This window comes from Lysobacter gummosus (genome assembly GCF_001442805.1).
GTDB classification, from domain to species: domain Bacteria; phylum Pseudomonadota; class Gammaproteobacteria; order Xanthomonadales; family Xanthomonadaceae; genus Lysobacter; species Lysobacter gummosus.
Genome location: NZ_CP011131.1, coordinates 444,603 through 460,409, shown reverse-complemented (window position 1 = coordinate 460,409; position 15,807 = coordinate 444,603). Strand labels below are relative to the sequence as shown.

The window sequence follows — 15,807 nt, the reverse complement described above, 5'->3', positions numbered from 1 at the left end:
TCATGCCGGCGTCAGTTCGGCGTCCTGCCATTGCACGCGATTGCCGCCCAGGCGCTTGGCCTGATAGAGCGCGGCGTCGGCGTGGGCGTACCAGTCGTTCCATTCGTGCTTGGAGCTGATCAGACAGGCGCCGACGCTGACCGGGCAGATGGTCGGCGGCGACTGCGGGATCATCAGCAGCCCGTGCACGGTGTGGACGATGAAGTCGGCGAAGCGCATCACGTCCTGGCGCGTGCGCGCGGCGACCAACAGACAGAATTCATCCCCGCCCAGACGGCAGGCGATGTCTTCCGGCCCGGCCACCGAGCGCAGGATGTTGGCCACGCTCTGCAGCACGCGATCGCCGGCCAGATGGCCGTGGTCGTCGTTGACCTGCTTGAAGCGGTCGCAGTCGATCAGCACCAGCCCCATCGTCTCGGCCATGCCGACCGCGCGCGCTTCCTGCAGGTGCAAGGTCAGGCCGCGGCGGTTGTACAGGCCGGTGAGGTCGTCGGTGCGGATCAGCTCTTCGGTCTGGTTGAGCTGGTGGGTGGTGGCGTAAAGACTGTCGAGCGCGGCTTCCAGATCCTGGTTGCGGCGGCGCAGGCGGCGGATCAGGCTTTGCTCGTTGAGCACCACGCGCATGATCGCGCGGCGCAGGAAGTAGGAAACCAGGGACGGGTCGCGATCGACCAGACGCTGGAATTCTTCATGGCGCAGTTCCACCAGCAGACCGTCGGTGGCCGCGATCGCGTCCGCGCTGCGGGCGTGATCGCCGATCAGCAGGCCGAGCTCGCCGAAGAATTCGCGCACGCCCAGACGCTTGGTGACCAGGTCGTCGCCGAAGTCGAGGATGATCGCGCCGCGCGCGATCACGAACATGGTGGTGCCCAACTCGCCGCGGCGGAACAGCACCTGTCCGGCTTCGATCCGGCGCGGCCGGCCGATCTCGGCGAACAGCTCGAATTCGCCCGGCGTCAGCACCGCCATCGCCACGTCCGTCGGCGCCGCGGTCGCAGTCGAATTGTCGGTCTCGCGGCCCACTGCAGGCGCCGCCGTGTCGCGATTCATTCCGATCTCCCCGCACCCCCACGTCCTGTGGAGCCTTGTCGGCAGGATAGCACCTGGTCTGAGCAGCTAACGCCGCCAGGGGGTCAAAACGGCCACTGTCGGATCGACGCATTCAGCGCCTAATCCACGTGCCGCAAGGGCATTACGATTTTACGAATACGCAGCGTTTCGCACTTGCAACATGGTAATGGCGCGAATGCGGCGGGCGGGACGTTGGCCGATGCGATGCCGACGGACGGAGGTGGCGGGCCGGCGTGCGGAAGAGTGCCGTCGCGGACCATCGACATGCCTATCTTGAGCCCCGCTCCCGCTTGCCACCCAAGGTGACTTCCTTCGGGGCGCGGGAGAGGGAGAGGGAGAGGGAGAGGGAGAAAAACTCCGTTCTAAATGATGAACGCGCCGGTCTCCAAAACGACGAAGGGCTCCTCTCAGAGCCCTTCGCTTCTATGCCGTATCCCGGGGTGGCGATCAGGCCCGGCGCCCACCGCCCCTCGCGGTTAGAGCGCCGGCCTGAACCTGTCCGGGTCAGGCGGAAGGAACCGGCCGACTCAGGCCGCGGCCTTCTTCGCGTCGTGGAACTGTTCTTCCTCGGTCGAGCCCTTCAGCGCCACCGTGGACGATTGCCCACCCTGGATGGTCTGAGTCACCGCGTCGAAATAACCGGTGCCGACCTCGCGCTGATGCTTGACCGCGGTGAAGCCCTTCTCGGCCGCGGCGAACTCGGCTTCCTGCAGTTCCACGAACGCGCTCATCTGCCGGCGCGCATAGCCGTGGGCCAGGTTGAACATGCCGTAATTCAGGCTGTGGAAACCGGCCAGGGTGATGAACTGGAACTTGTAGCCGTAGCTGGCGATTTCCTTCTGGAACTTGGCGATGGTGGCGTCGTCCAGATTCTTCTTCCAGTTGAAGCTCGGCGAGCAGTTGTAGGCCAGCAGCTTGCCCGGGAACTTGGCGTGGATGGCCTGCGCGAACTTGCGCGCGAACTCCAGGTCCGGCTTGCCGGTTTCGCACCAGACCAGATCGGCGTAAGGCGCGTAAGCCAGACCGCGGCTGATCGCCTGATCCAGGCCGTTGCGGGTCTTGTAGAACCCTTCGTTGGTGCGCTCGCCGGTGGTGAAGGGCTGATCGTTGGGATCGATGTCGGCGGTCAGCAGGTCGGCGGCTTCGGCGTCGGTGCGCGCGACGATCAGGGTCGGCACGCCCATGACGTCGGCGGCCAGGCGCGCGGCGACCAGCTTCTCGACCGCTTCGCGCGTGGGCACCAGCACCTTGCCGCCCATGTGGCCGCACTTCTTGACCGAGGCCAGCTGGTCTTCGAAATGCACGCCCGAGGCGCCGGCCTCGATCATGCCCTTCATCAGCTCGAAGGCGTTGAGCACGCCGCCGAAGCCGGCTTCGGCGTCGGCCACGATCGGCTGCAGGAAGTCGATGTCGCCGGTGCCTTCCGCGCACTGGATCTGATCGGCGCGCAGCAGGGTGTTGTTGATGCGGCGCACGACCTGCGGCACCGAGTTGGCCGGGTACAGCGACTGGTCGGGGTACATCTCGCCGGCGATGTTGGCGTCGGCGGCGACCTGCCAGCCCGACAGATAGATCGCCTTGAGCCCGGCCTTGACCTGCTGCATGGCCTGGTTGCCGGTCAGCGCGCCGAGCGCGTTGACGAAGTCCTCCGTGTGCAGCGAGGTCCACAGCTTGTTGGCGCCGAGCTTGGCGATGGTGTGCTCGACCGGCACCGTGCCGCGCAGGCGCACCACGTCTTCGGCCGAATACGGGCGGGTGATGCCGGCCCAGCGCGGATTGGTCGCCCAGTCCTGGCGGAGTTGATCGGCGGTCGGCAGCGTGTGGCTCATGACTTCGATTCCTTAGCGTGTGGGTCGTGTTGGACGTGGGGTAGTGGCGTCAATCGTTTTCGACGGCGGCAGCGGCGTTCAGTCGATGCGTTCGTAAGCCGGCAGGGTCAGGAACTCTTCCAGCGTGTCGGCATGGGTGAGCTGGTCGAGCATCGCGATGGCTTCGTCGAGCTTGGAACCGCCCGGCAGCTTCGAGCGGTCGGCGAGCTTGCTCGGCAGGCCGATCAGCGCGCGTTCGAGCAAAGCGAAATCCAGCGGCGTGCCGTCGTCGAGGAACAGGCCGTCGGCGTGCAGCCACTGCCACAGCTGGGTGCGGGCGATTTCGGCGGTGGCCGCGTCTTCCATCAGCCAGTGGATCGGCACGCAGCCGTTGCCTTCCAGCCACGCCGCCAGATAGCGCACGCACACCTCGACGTTGCCCTCGAAACCGGCGCGGGTGATGGTGCCGAAGGACGGCTTGATCAGATCCTCGCGGATGATCAGCACGTCCTCGCGCAGCACGTGCTGCTGGTGCGGGGTCGGCATGCGCTCGTCGAAGATGCGCATCGCCAGCGGGATCAGCGCCGGATGCGCGACCCAGGTGCCGTCGTGGCCGGCGGTGACTTCGCGCAGCTTGTCGGCGCGGACCTTGGCCAGCGCGGCTTCGTTGGCGGCTTCATCGCCGCTGATCGGAATCTGCGCGGCCATGCCGCCCATCGCGTGGGCGCCGCGCTTGTGGCAGGTCTGGATCAGCAGTTCCGAATAGGCGCGCAGGAACGGCTGGGTCATGGTCACCTGGCCGCGCTCGGGCAGCACCTTGTCGCGGTGCGCGCGGAAGGTCTTGATGTACGAGAACACGTAGTCCCAGCGGCCGCAGTTCAAGCCGGCGATGCGGGTGCGCAGCGCGTGCAGGATTTCGTCCATCTCGAACACGGCGGGCAAGGTCTCGATCAGCACGGTGACCTTGATCTGCCCCGGCGCAAGGCCGAGTTCGGTTTCGACGTGGCCGATGACCTCGTTCCACAGCTGCGCCTCTTCCATCGACTGCAGCTTGGGCAGGTAGAAATACGGGCCGCGGTCGAGCGCGGCGAGCGCCTGCGCGTTGTGGAAGGCGAACAGGCCCAGGTCGAACAGGCTGCCCGACATCGGCGCGCCGTCGATGCGCACGTGCTTCTCGTCCAGGTGCCAGCCGCGCGGGCGCACCATCAGCACGGCCTGCTCTTCGAAGGGCTTGAGGGTGTAGTGCTTGGCGCCGTCGGGCGACGACCAGTCCAGGGTGCCGGCGACGGCCTTGCGCAGCGAGCGCTGGCCGGTCAGCAGGTTGTCCCAGGTCGGCGCGGTGCTGTCCTCGAAATCGGCCATGTACACCTTCGCGCCGGAGTTCAGCGCGTTGATGACCATCTTCGGATCGACCGGGCCGGTGATCTCGACGCGGCGGTCGAGCAGCGCGGTCGGCAGCGGCGCGACGCGCCAGGCGGTATTGCGGATCGCGGCGGTGTCGTCGCGGAAATCGGGCAGGCCGCCGGCGTCGAAGAACGCCTGGCGTTGTTTGCGCGCGGCCAGGCGGGCCTGGCGGGCGGGTTCGAAACGGCGATGCAGTACGGCCAGGAATTCGAGAGCGGCCGGGGTCAGCAGAGCGTCCTGCCCGGCCGACTGGGCCGTGAGCTCGATGCCGCCACCCGGCTGACGTTGCCCGGGATGGTCCTGCCACTGCGCGATCACTGCCGACATGGTGCGACTCCTGTGGGGATGGGGACCGCTCCCAACGAGCGTGTCCCTGGACCCAGACCATGCGGCGCCGTCTTGTATTTGACAATCAAGTTTTTTCAATGCATATCATTTGCTTAGCTTATATATGACTTTCATGTGGCCACGACGCGCTCGCTAAGTCCGCGATTTGCATACAAAGGGGATCGGCTGAAGCCCCTGCGGGCGTTCTGCCAGACCGCGCGGCTGGGCTCAGTCTCACGTGCCGCTGAGGCTCTGTACCTCAGTCAGCCGGCGGTGACCCTGCAGTTGCAGGCGCTGGAGCGCGAAATGGGGGTGCGCCTGCTCGAGCGCAGCGGCCGCCGCCTGACCCTGACCCGCGAGGGCCAGGAGCTGTACGAACTGGCCCGACCCCTGGTCGAGGGCCTGGACAGCCTGGACGGCGCCTTCCGCGAGCGCATCCGCGGCCTGGACGCGGGCGATCTCAACGTCGCCGCCGGCAGCTCGACCATCCTGTATCTGCTGCCGAAGATCGTGGAAGCGTTTCGCGCCGCGCACCCGGAAGTGCGCATGACCCTGCACAACGTCACCGGGGCGGGCGGGCTGGACCTGCTCAGATCGGACGCGGTCGACCTGGCGGTGGGTTCGATGCTCGACGTGCCCGGCGACCTCAGCTACGCGCCGGTCTACCGGTTCGAGCCGATGCTGATCACCCCGCGCGACCATCCGCTGGCCAAGCTCGACCGGGTGACCCTGCAGGACCTGAGTCCGTTCGGCCTGATCCTGCCGCCGCAGCGCTTGACCACCTATCGCATGGTCGATGTGGTGTTCCAGCAGAACCGGGTGCCCTACACCGTCGCGCTGGAAGTCGGCGGCTGGGAAGTGATCAAGCAGTACGTGGCGATGGGCCTGGGGATCAGCATCGTCACCGCGATCTGCCTGACCGATGCCGATCGTTCGCGGTTGTCGGCGCGTTCGCTGGCCGAGTATTTCCCATCGCGCAGTTATGGCGTGGTGGTGCGCAAGGGCAAGTACCTGTCGCCGCAGGCGCGCGCGTTCACCGAGTTGATCCAGCCGGATTTGTTCGTGCGCGGGGATTACTACGCGACCGGGCAGTCGGATCGCTGAGCGCGCCCTCATCCGCCCCTTCGGGGCACCTTCTCCCGCAAGCGGGAGAAGGGAAGCGTGGCGCCCTGCGGGTATGCGCTGAGCCGCTTATAGCCCCTCTCCCGCATAGCGGGGAGAGGGGCCGCTGCTTGCGAGCCATCGGCTCGCGCGGCACCGAACCGCCCGAACGCTATGCGTTCGGGCGGGGTGAGGTTGAGGCAAGGGCCGCTCAGTAGCGCGTAGTCACCCGCACGCCATTGAACGCAGTCACGCCATACAAGCTGACATAGACGTACCCGGCCGACGGCTGCGAAATCGTCACCGACTCGGTGTTGCCCGCATTGGTCGACCGGTACTCATACGACTCGCGCGTCGCCCAGTTGCGGGTGCTGACGTAAAGATTGGCGTTGCCGCTGCCGCCGGCCACGTCGATGCGCAATTGCGCGGTTCCGGCCGGTACGTACAGATAGAAGTAGGTGTAGTTGCCGACCGTGCCCGACACATTGCTGCGCGTGCAGTTCTTGCCCAGCACGCGGATGTCGCTGCCCACGCACTCGGGCAGGCCGGCGTCGCTGACGGTCACCGTGCGCGTGGTGCTGCGGCTGGCGCCGCGATCGTCGGTGACGGTGAGCTGCACGCTGTAGCTGCCGGCCGCGGCATAGGTCTTGCTGGGATTGGCCGCGGTCGAGGTGCTGCCGTCGCCGAAGTTCCAGCTGCGCGCGACGATGCGGCCGTCGGCATCGGTGGAGGTATCGCTGAAGTCCACCCGCAAGCCGCTGGCGGCGAAGTTGAAGCCCGCCACCGGCGGTTGGTTCGGCGTGGTGCCGCAACCCGGCGCATCGGGCTGGGCCACGCACGGCAGCCAGGCGCTGAAGGCCGCGTCGTTGCTCGCGCCGATGCCGCCCATGTAGGTGGCGTAGCCGCTGTAGTTGCCGGGGCGGAAATACCCCAGGATCGCGTTCACCTGATCGCGGCGCTGTTCGAACATGAAGCGCACCGCCAGATAGCCCCAGCGATACACCAGGGTCTGGCCGCTGTTGTAATCGTTCTGGTAGACGCGGCTGAGCGCATAGGTCCCGCGCGCGGCTTCGGCCTGGGCGCCGTCGTTGACCACGCCGCGATAGCGGTAGGACATATATTCCGCGAAGCCTTCGACCCACCACACGGTCTTTTGCTTCATCGCCGCGGCGAAATCGCCCCACATGTCGAAGCGGCCGTCCAGGTAATGCACATACTCGTGGGTCAGGTTCCAGATTTCGAAGGTCTGCGGACGCAGCCACTCGGCCTCGTAGGCGATGAAGCGCGCCTGGTTGCCGGGCAAGGACGGATTGCCTTCCAGGTACATGCCGCCGTTGTTGGTGTCGATGCCGTAGATCGCACCGGCATAGATGGCGTAGTCGTCGCTGCTGTCGAACACAGCCATTTCCAGGCTGGCATTGCCGTCGCCGGCGACCGGCACGCCGCCGGTGGCGAGCTCGCGGTGGAAATAGGTTTCCTGCCCGGCCACCGTGGCGCAGGTCGAGGCCAGTTCGGCCGCGCTCATCGACTGCGCGCGCAGACGCAGCGTCGCGCTGCAGGTGTGCTGGATCGGCAGCGCCGCCGCCTGCACCCGCGCGACGAAATCGCACAGGCCGTACTGCGCGCAGTTGCCAGCGTCGTAGTAGTCGGCCATTTCGCCGACACCCACCCACAGGCGCGCGGTAGGGCCGGTGACCGCGGAGCGGTCGAGCAAGGTCTTGACCCGCGCGCGCGCCAGCGTCTTCAGCGCGCCGTCGTATTGCAGGAACCGCCCCAGCTCGCGGCCGGCGTTGGCGACCAGGTAATCGTTGTCCTGGCCGAGCATGGCGAAGTTGCGGTCGGCGAAGTTGTACAAGGTCTCGACGATCGAACTGTCGGACTGCACCAGGGCGCGGAAGGCCGCATCCTGGTGGCCGCGGAAGGTCACGGTGTAGGCGTTGTTGACCGCCACCTTCATCCAGTAATACGCGTTGTAGCCGCTGTTGTAGCTGTCGAGCAAACGCTTGACCACGTACACATAGCGCGCATTTTCGGTCGAACTGTCGATCAGGGTGACGTACTCGGCCAGCACCTCGCCGTGGACGTCGTTGACCCGGCCGAAGTTGGCGTTGGCGGCGAACGCGTCCAGGGCCGGACGGATCGCGTCGCGCAGCGCGTTGCCGTAGGCGCCGACGCTGCTGTCGTAGTACTGCACGTAATAGCCGGCGCGCAGGAACAACACCAGTTGCAAGGTGCTGTCGGCGTTGCTGCCGTCGTAGCCGCGCGCCGAGGTGGCGAAGGCGCTGGCGATGCTGACCATCTGCGCTTCGCGGAACGTCGCGTAGGCATTGGCGCCGGTGACACCGAACAACTGGTTGATGCAATCCGCGCTGGCAGCCTTGACCGCGCTGACCAGCGCCGCGCCGCTGAGCGCGCCGAAAGCGTTGACGTCGCAGGCCGCGGCCTTGAGCGCCGGCGAGGTGCGCGCGAACGAGGGCCGGCGCAGCAGATCGCGGCGCAATGCGGCGCCGTCGTAGGCGCTGTCGCGGCGATCGACCAGGAACGGTTGCTGCGGCGCGCGGCGCGCCGGGGCCAGCGCGCGATCTTGTTGATGTTCGCCGAACAACTGGCGCTCGGTCGCCGGTTGCCGGCGCGATGCGCCTTGCAGCGAAGGTTGCGCGCGCGGGGCGGAGCCTTGCGAGCTCGCGGCGGTGCCGCCGGCATGCGGGCTTACCGTGGCATGGGCGACGGGCGCGGGCGCGGCGGGTTGTGCCGGCTCGATCATCGACGCCCACGGCAGGGCGTAACTGAGGAAACTCGCGGCGGCGACGGCCAGGCCGAACAACAACGCCTGGGTCGGTTTGGGTACGAAGGACATCGACGATCTCCTTTCAATGCAATGACGGCGCACGGCGGCGCCCGCGCGAATGCGCGGCGCGGCGGGCCGGTGGTGGAGTGGTGTCTCGCCTTGCGGCGGTGAGGCCTTACGAATGCGGCCTTGCGGATGCGGCCTGGCAAGGACGGGCTAGCGATCGGACGGGTTGGATGGCGGTCGGCTCTCCGGCGTCGTACGCGCGTGCGGCGGCCGCGCGGGCCCACGGAGCGACGGCGGTGCAGGAGACCGGCGCGGATCCGCGATCGATGGGACGCGACCCGGCCGGTCGCACCGGCACCGGGCGCGGACACGCGCCGGCGCGGCCGCTGAGCGGCCAGGCTGCGTGAATCCGCTGTCGGCGACGGCCACCCTCATGGCCTGGATCGCCCGATCTGCCGCGGCCTTCCCCCTGCGTGTCATAGCGACGACACGGAAAGCTGCTAATCGGTATAACGTATACGATATAGCGATAAGCCACCGATTCCGTGATTCAGGTCCAGGCTTGGCGTGTCCGGGCGCTGGGCAGGCGCCGCGCCGACGAACGGTCTGCCGGGGCCCGGCGGGGCTCGCGTCGCGACGGGAGTAGAGCGCGGCCGGCGGTTGGGTAGACTGACCGCATGAGCATCGTGCCCCGTTCGCTGTCCGACCAAGCCTTCGAAGTGGTCCGCGAACGGATTCTGTCGACGCAGATTCCGCCGCTCGCGCCGATCCGCCAGGAACTGCTGGCGGAGGAACTGGGGATCAGCAAGATTCCGCTGCGCGAGGCGCTGGGCCGACTGGAACAGCAGGGCCTGCTGGCCTCGCATCCCAATCGCGGTTTCTTCGTTCCGGCGCTGACCTCGAACGAGGCCGAGGAAGTGTTCGCGCTGCGCCTGAAGATCGAACCCGAGGCCGCCGCCGACGCCAGTCTGGCCGCCGACGACAGCGAGCACGCCGCCGCGCGTGCGGCGCTGGCGGCGCTGGAAAACGCCGGCACCGACGACGCCCACGCGGTGGTGCGCTTCAATCGCAGCTTCCATCTGGCGCTGGTGCGCCCGGGCGGACGCCAGATCACCGCGCAACTGGTCGAGCGCCTGCAGGTGCTGGCCGAACGCTATGTGCGCAAGCACCTGGAACCGGCCGGACGCGAAGCGCGCGCGGCCAGCGAGCACCGCGCCATTCTCCAGGCCTGGCTGCAGCGCGATGCGGCCCTGGTGAGCCGGCTGCTGTCGGAACACATCCTCACCACCCTGCACGACCTGCGCGTGCAGTTGGAGCAGATCGGGCCGGATGAGCCGGCGAAGACGCCGCGGCGGCGGCGGCGCGTGGCGGCGGCGGACTGAGCGAAACGGGCTTTTGAATTCCCGCGTTGCGCTTTCGCTCGTCATTCCCGCGAAAGCGGGAATCCAGTGCCTTTCGTGCGAGAACGTTTGAAGTCACTGGATTCCCGCTTTCGCGGGAATGACGAACCTAGTCTTCAAAGACGTCCAGCAAGCCCTCAAACAGTGCCGTGATGCTTGCCCTGCCACGGCTTGTACCAATCGCGAATCCGCCGCATGTCCGCGTCCATGTCCTCGCCCAGATGGAACATGTCGCCGATCCCGATGATCTTGTCCGGGTAGTGGAAATACGCCGGCACCACCGGCACATCGGCGGCCTTGGCGATCTTCCAGAACCCGGCCTTCCAGCGCTCCACCGCCTTGCGCGTGCCTTCCGGGGCGATGCCCAGCCAGAAACGCTCGGCGCCGCGGATCATCGAGGTGGCCTGCTCGATCACCCCATGCGCGGCGCTGCGGTTGATCGGGATCACCCCCATCCGCCGCAACAGCACGCCCAGCAGCGGCACCCGGAACAGCGAATCCTTGGCGATGATCTTCACGTCCAGGCCCATCGCGGCCTTGGCCGCGAAGCCCCACACGCCGTCCCAGTTGGACGAATGCGGCGCGCCGATCAGCACCGCGCGCGGGATGTCGGGAAACTTGCCGACCATGCGCCAGCCGCCGATGCGCAGGATGCTGCGGCCGATCCAGCGGGTCAGGCGGTTGCGCCTGACCTGCGGCACATTGGGCGGCAGCCGCAGCACCACGCCGTCGGCGTCGGGCGGAAGGGAAGGCTTGGCGTTCGGATCAACTGGCATGCACGCTCCGTGTCAGTCCCAATCGGTTTGCGAACGATTGCGCTTGGTCGCGCCGCGTTCTTTCTTGGCCCCGATCCGGCGCTCCTTGGCGGCACGGCTGGGTTTGGTGGCGATGCGCGGCTTGGGCGCGCGCAGGCCGCTGTCTACGAACGCCGCCAGACGCTCGCGCGCATCCTGGCGGTTGCGATCCTGGGTGCGGAAACGCTGCGCGCTGATCACCAGCACGCCCTCGCCGGTCACCCGCCGGTCGCGCTTGGTCAGCAGGCGCTCGCGCACGGCGTCGGGCAGCGAAGGCGACTGCGCGATATCGAAGCGCAGTTCCACCGCTGTTGCGACCTTGTTGACGTTCTGCCCGCCCGGGCCGGTCGAACGTACGAAACGCTCGACCAATTCCTGCTCGGGAATCGTGATAGCCATGCTTTCCTCCGCCTGGGATTGTAGTCGGCGACGGCATTTCGTCCATTACGCACCGTTGACGGCGCGACCGGGCTCACAGCGGCCGGCGCGCGCGATGCGGCAAAACCCGCCGCGGCGCGGCTCCGGGCCGGCCGGCGGCGGCCGTCGTTGACGCGGCTGGGCCACGGGGGGACCATGCCCGGACCGGTCCAAGGAGGAACCCGCATGAAGCGCCTGCCCCCATCGCCGCGACGCAAATCGCCGGCCCTGCCGCTGCTGGCCGCCCTGATCCTGGCCGCGCCGGCGTTGTCTGCGCAGACCATCGATCAGCGCTACGACCCGGCCAACGTCAACAACAACATGCGCAACATCGCCAATCCGCAGTTCCAGCGGCGGATGACGCAGTCGGCGCAGTCGGTCGCCGAATCCCTGGTCGGCCGCCCCGCCAACGCCACCGATCAACGCATCCTGGGCCAGTTCACCGAACAGCAGACCCGCTTGCTGCAGCAGATGCAGAACGCCGCCAACGCCATGCCCGACACCGGCGCCGGCGCGGCCTACAACCGGCCCTCGACGGGCTACGGCAACGACATGCAGTTCGCCACGCCCGAAGAACGCTATCTGTATGAAGAACGGGCCCGCGCGCGCGAAGAGAGCTCGCGCAGCAGCTACCGGCAGAACAGCGACTACCCGCAAGGCGCCTACCCGTCCAACGGCTACCGCCAGAACAACGGCTACCCGGGCAATGCCAGCCCTTACGACGACTATCAGAACAACGGCTACCCGCAGCAGGGCGCGCGCTCCAGCACCGGGCAGGCGCTCGGCGGCGCGGTGCTGCTGGATCTGACCAACGCCGCGATCCAGCGCGCCACCCAGCCGAAGATCATCTACCGGCAGGCGCCGCCTCCGCCGCATCGCTGAACCTCACGCGCGGGGATGAACTCACTCATCCCCGCCGCGGCCGAATCCGGCCGCCTCCGCGTCAATCCAGTTCGACCCGACCGAACAAGGCCAGCGCCTTGGCGAATTCCGCGTCCGGCGGCGCCGTCGCGCGCAAGCGCTCGCCGCTGCCCGGATGGGTGAACGCCAGCCGCTGCGCGTGCAGCAGCATGCGATGGATGCCCATCATGCGGAAGCTGCGGTTATGGCGGCCGTCGCCGTGGCTGGTATCGCCGATCATGTGATGCGACAGGTGCTTGAGGTGGCGGCGGATCTGGCGAAAGCGCCCGGTCTGCGGCTGCGCGCGCAGCAAGGCGTAGCGCGAAGTCTCGAACCCCGCCGACGGCAGCGCCAGCTCGGTGCGCGCCAGTACCTGGAACCGGGTCTGCGCCGGCTTCTTCAACGGCTTGCCCGGGCCGCCGTCGAGATCGTGATCGACCTCGAACGCATCCTCCGCCGGCCAGCCCCGGCACACCGTCAGATAGTCCTTTTGCACTTCGCCCGACATCAGCACCTTGCCCAGCGCCGAGGCGGTTTCGCGATCGAACGCCAGCAGCAGGCAGCCGCTGGTGGCGCGATCGAGCCGGTGCACGAGGAAGATCGGCCGGCCGAACTGCTCGCGCAGGCGGTCGGCGGCGAAGTCGGTTTCCCCGCGCGCCAGCGCGCTGTCGTGAACCATCAGCCCCGCCGGCTTGTCGATAACCGCCAGAGACTGGTCGGCGTACAGCACCGGCAGGCCGAGGCCGGCGATATCCTGCGATGTCTGCGGCGGCGGCGTGTTGGAACTGAACGTCGAGGGCATGCGGTCGGGGCTGGCGCTGGGTGATCGGCCGCTAGTGTCGTCTATTGCCCCGCGTGCTCACAGCCTCATCGTTTTCCCTTTACGCCGCGTTCCCGTTTCCAGGAGTTTCCATGCCGCCACGCCGTCCCGTCGCCATCGCCGCGCTCGCCTTCGCCCTGAGCCTCGCCCTCGGCGGCGCCCATGCGCAGGCGCCGCAACCGCCGCCCGCGGGTTTCCAGGCCGGGCCCTGCGTGGAAGGCATCTGCGAGTACCGCATGAGCAACGGCCTGCGCGTGCTGCTGTTTCCCGACGCCACCCAGCCCACGGTCACGCTCAACCTGATCTACGCGGTCGGCTCGCTGCAGGAGAACTACGGCGAAACCGGCATGGCGCATCTGCTCGAGCACATGCTGTTCAAGGGCACGCCGAGCCATCGCGACATTCCCGGCGAAATGAAGAAGCGCGGCATCGGCTTCAACGCCCAGACCTCGCTGGACCGCACCAACTACTTCGCCTCCTTCCCCGCCAACGACGCCACGCTCGACTGGCTGCTGGGGCTGGAAGCCGATCGCATGGTGCATTCGGACATCGCGCGCAAGGACCTGGACAGCGAGATGACCGTGGTCCGCAACGAAATGGAGAACGGCGAGAACAGCGAAGTCTCGGCGCTGTCCGAACGCGTGCGCTCCACCGCCTATCTGTGGCATCACTACGGCAACAGCACCATCGGCGCGCGCAGCGATGTCGAGCACGTGCCGATCGAGCGCCTGCAAGCCTATTACCGCGCCTGGTACCGGCCCGACAACGCCACCTTGGTGCTCACCGGCCGCATCGATCCGGCCAAGACCCTGGGCACGGTCGCGCGCTATTTCGGCGCGGTGCCCAAGCCGGCCGAACCGATGCGCGCCTTCTACACGCGCGAGCCGGCGCAGGACGGCGAACGCGAGGTCACCGTGCGCCGTGTCGGCGATCTGCGCCTGCTGATGGCGGCGTACCACATCCCCGCCGCCACCCATGCCGACGCCGCGCCGCTGGGCATTCTCGACGACATCCTCGGCCATACCCCGGGCGGCCGCCTGTACAAGGCGCTGGTCGAAACCGGACTGGCCGCCAGCATCGGCGTGGGCGGCGAACAAATGCCCGACCCCGGCCTGCTGACGGCGCTGGCCGCGCTGCCCAAGGACGGCGATGTGGCCAAGGCCGAACAGGTGTTGATCGAGCAGCTCGAACAGATCCAGAAAAAACCGATCAGCGCCGAGGAAGTGGAAGCGGCCAAGCAGCGCGCGCGCAACAGCTTCGAACGCGCCTACACCAACGTCGGCGCCGTGGCGATGGCGCTGTCGGACCCGGTGGTCGCCGGCGACTGGCGCTTGTATTTCCAGTACCGCGACGCCCTGGAGAAAGTCACCGCCGACGACGTCAATCGTGTCGCCCGCGCCTATCTGCAATCGAGCAACCGCACCTTCGGCCGCTTCGTGCCGACCCAGGCGCCGCAACGGGTCACTATCCCCGAGGCGCCGACAGCGGCGAGCGTGCTGCAAGGCTATACCGGCAAACTCGCGCTGGAAGCGGGCGAGCATTTCGATCCCACGCCGGCCAACATCGAAGCGCGCACGCAAACCATCACTCTCGATACCGGCGTGGGCCAGGGGCTCAAGCTCGCCTTGCTGCCGAAGAAAACCCGCGGCGGCACCGTCATCGTTTCGGCCAACTTCCATTTCGCCGACACCGATTCGCTGCGCGGCCGCGACACCGCCGGCAACGTCGCCGGCGCGCTGATGATGCGCGGCAGCCAGGAGCTGAGCCGCGAACAGATCGACGCGCGCTTCGAAGCGCTCAAGACCACCGCGCGCATCGGCGGCGGCCTGCAGTCGGCGCGGATCGGCTTGACCACCCGCCGCGAGCAACTGAGCGATGCGCTCGCGCTGGCGGCGAAAGTGCTGCGCACGCCGACCTATCCGGACAAGGAATTCGAGCAGTACCGCCTGCAGGCGATCACCGGCCTGGAAGCCTCGCGCCAGGAGCCCGGGCAGATCGCCAGCCAGGCGCTGGCGCAGCACTTCGACCCGTGGCCGGCCGGGCACCCGCTGCATTTCAAGTCGCTGGACGAATCGCTGGCGGCGATCAAGGCGCTGAAGGTCGAGGACGTACGCGCCTTCCATCGCGAGTTCTACGGCAGCGCCGAAGGCGAGATCAGCGTGATCGGCGATTTCGATCCGGCCGCGGTCAAGCAGCAGTTGCAGGCGCTGTTCGCCGACTGGAAACCCAGGCACGCCTACGCGCCCATTCCCACGCATTACATCGATGTGGCGGCGGAACAACGCCGCTTCGAGACTCCGGACAAGCCCAATGGCGTGTTGCTGGCCAACGTCAATCTGTCCTTGAAGGACATCGACCCGGATTATCCCGCGCTGGTCGCGGCCAATTACATTCTCGGCGGCGGCACACTCAAATCGCGCCTGGGCGATCGCATCCGCCAGAAGGAAGGCCTGAGCTACGGAGTGGGCAGCGACCTGGACGCCGACGCCAGCCGCGACGGCCGCGACGACGCCGGCAGCTGGTCGGTGCAGGCGATCGCCGCGCCGGAGAACCTGGAGCAGGTCGAGCGCGCGATGCGCGAAGAGCTGGCGCGTCTGGTCAAGGATGGCGTGGGCGCGGAGGAACTGAAGGACGCGGTGTCGGGCCTGCTCACCCAGCGCGAACAGGCGCGCGCCTCAGACCCGGCGGTGGCCGGTGGATGGGTAAGCAATCTGTTCTACGGCCGCACCATGCAGTTCGCCGCCGACCTGGATGCCAAGTTCAAGGCGTTGACGGTGGAGTCGGTGAATGCGGCGATCCGCAGGCACCTTAAGCCGGAGCAATTCAGTGTTTATGCGGCGGGGGATTTTGCCGCGGCGAAGAACAAGGCGCCGGTGAAGGCGAAAGCGGCAGGACCGTAACCGCGCCGCCGCCCCCCCTCCCCCACACACCCACCTACCGAGTTCCCCCCTTTGAAAAAGGGGGGCCAGGG

General features: G+C 67.6%; 11 protein-coding genes. 4 read left to right on the top strand and 7 right to left on the bottom strand.

Annotation, left to right across the window (positions count from 1 at the left end):
* The 3 genes from LG3211_RS01790 to aceB all read right to left on the bottom strand — a co-directional run bounded on the left by LG3211_RS01790 (position 1) and on the right by aceB (position 4,610).
* Positions 1-1,050, bottom strand: a complete 1,050-nt coding sequence (locus LG3211_RS01790) for a GGDEF domain-containing protein (protein ID WP_057941340.1) — start codon at positions 1,048-1,050, stop codon at positions 1-3.
* A 548-nt stretch (positions 1,051-1,598) separates the two neighbouring features.
* Positions 1,599-2,900 carry an isocitrate lyase gene (aceA, locus tag LG3211_RS01785; RefSeq protein WP_057941339.1) on the bottom strand — a complete coding sequence of 434 codons (1,302 nt, stop codon included), beginning with the start codon at positions 2,898-2,900 and terminating at the stop codon, positions 1,599-1,601.
* Between the two features lie 78 nt (positions 2,901-2,978).
* Positions 2,979-4,610, bottom strand: coding sequence for a malate synthase A (gene aceB / locus LG3211_RS01780; protein ID WP_057941338.1), 1,632 nt, complete (start codon positions 4,608-4,610; stop codon positions 2,979-2,981).
* Between the two features lie 135 nt (positions 4,611-4,745).
* Here aceB and LG3211_RS01775 point away from each other — a divergent pair, with 135 nt between their 5' ends.
* The gene (locus LG3211_RS01775; protein WP_057941337.1) at positions 4,746-5,714 is read left to right on the top strand and encodes a LysR family transcriptional regulator; all 969 of its coding nucleotides are present in this window, start codon (positions 4,746-4,748) and stop codon (positions 5,712-5,714) included.
* A 208-nt stretch (positions 5,715-5,922) separates the two neighbouring features.
* On the opposite strand, the gene LG3211_RS01770 is transcribed toward LG3211_RS01775, so the two are convergent.
* A complete protein-coding gene (locus tag LG3211_RS01770) occupies positions 5,923-8,568 on the bottom strand; it encodes a collagenase (RefSeq protein ID WP_083512243.1) in 2,646 nt (881 codons plus the stop codon).
* A gap of 614 nt (positions 8,569-9,182) precedes the next feature.
* Between LG3211_RS01770 and LG3211_RS01765 the strand changes: the two genes are divergently transcribed.
* A complete protein-coding gene (locus tag LG3211_RS01765; RefSeq protein WP_057941336.1) occupies positions 9,183-9,887 on the top strand; it encodes a GntR family transcriptional regulator in 705 nt (234 codons plus the stop codon).
* A gap of 155 nt (positions 9,888-10,042) precedes the next feature.
* Here the strand turns inward: LG3211_RS01765 and LG3211_RS01760 are convergent, their stop codons facing one another.
* The gene (locus LG3211_RS01760) at positions 10,043-10,681 is read right to left on the bottom strand and encodes a 1-acyl-sn-glycerol-3-phosphate acyltransferase (protein WP_083512242.1); all 639 of its coding nucleotides are present in this window, start codon (positions 10,679-10,681) and stop codon (positions 10,043-10,045) included.
* 12 nt (positions 10,682-10,693) lie between these two features.
* Positions 10,694-11,098 (bottom strand): alternative ribosome rescue aminoacyl-tRNA hydrolase ArfB, encoded by a 405-nt coding sequence (gene arfB / locus LG3211_RS01755; protein ID WP_057941335.1) that lies wholly within the window; start codon positions 11,096-11,098, stop codon positions 10,694-10,696.
* A 204-nt stretch (positions 11,099-11,302) separates the two neighbouring features.
* Between arfB and LG3211_RS01750 the strand changes: the two genes are divergently transcribed.
* A complete protein-coding gene (locus LG3211_RS01750) occupies positions 11,303-11,998 on the top strand; it encodes a hypothetical protein (RefSeq protein WP_057941334.1) in 696 nt (231 codons plus the stop codon).
* Positions 11,999-12,059: 61 nt separating this feature from the next.
* Here the strand turns inward: LG3211_RS01750 and LG3211_RS01745 are convergent, their stop codons facing one another.
* Positions 12,060-12,695, bottom strand: coding sequence for a pseudouridine synthase (locus LG3211_RS01745; protein WP_237049909.1), 636 nt, complete (start codon positions 12,693-12,695; stop codon positions 12,060-12,062).
* Between the two features lie 233 nt (positions 12,696-12,928).
* On the opposite strand from LG3211_RS01745, the gene LG3211_RS01740 reads away from it, so the two are divergent.
* Positions 12,929-15,736: a M16 family metallopeptidase gene (locus tag LG3211_RS01740; protein ID WP_057941332.1), complete on the top strand. Its 2,808-nt coding sequence runs from the start codon at positions 12,929-12,931 to the stop codon at positions 15,734-15,736.
* Positions 15,737-15,807: the final 71 nt, after the last annotated feature.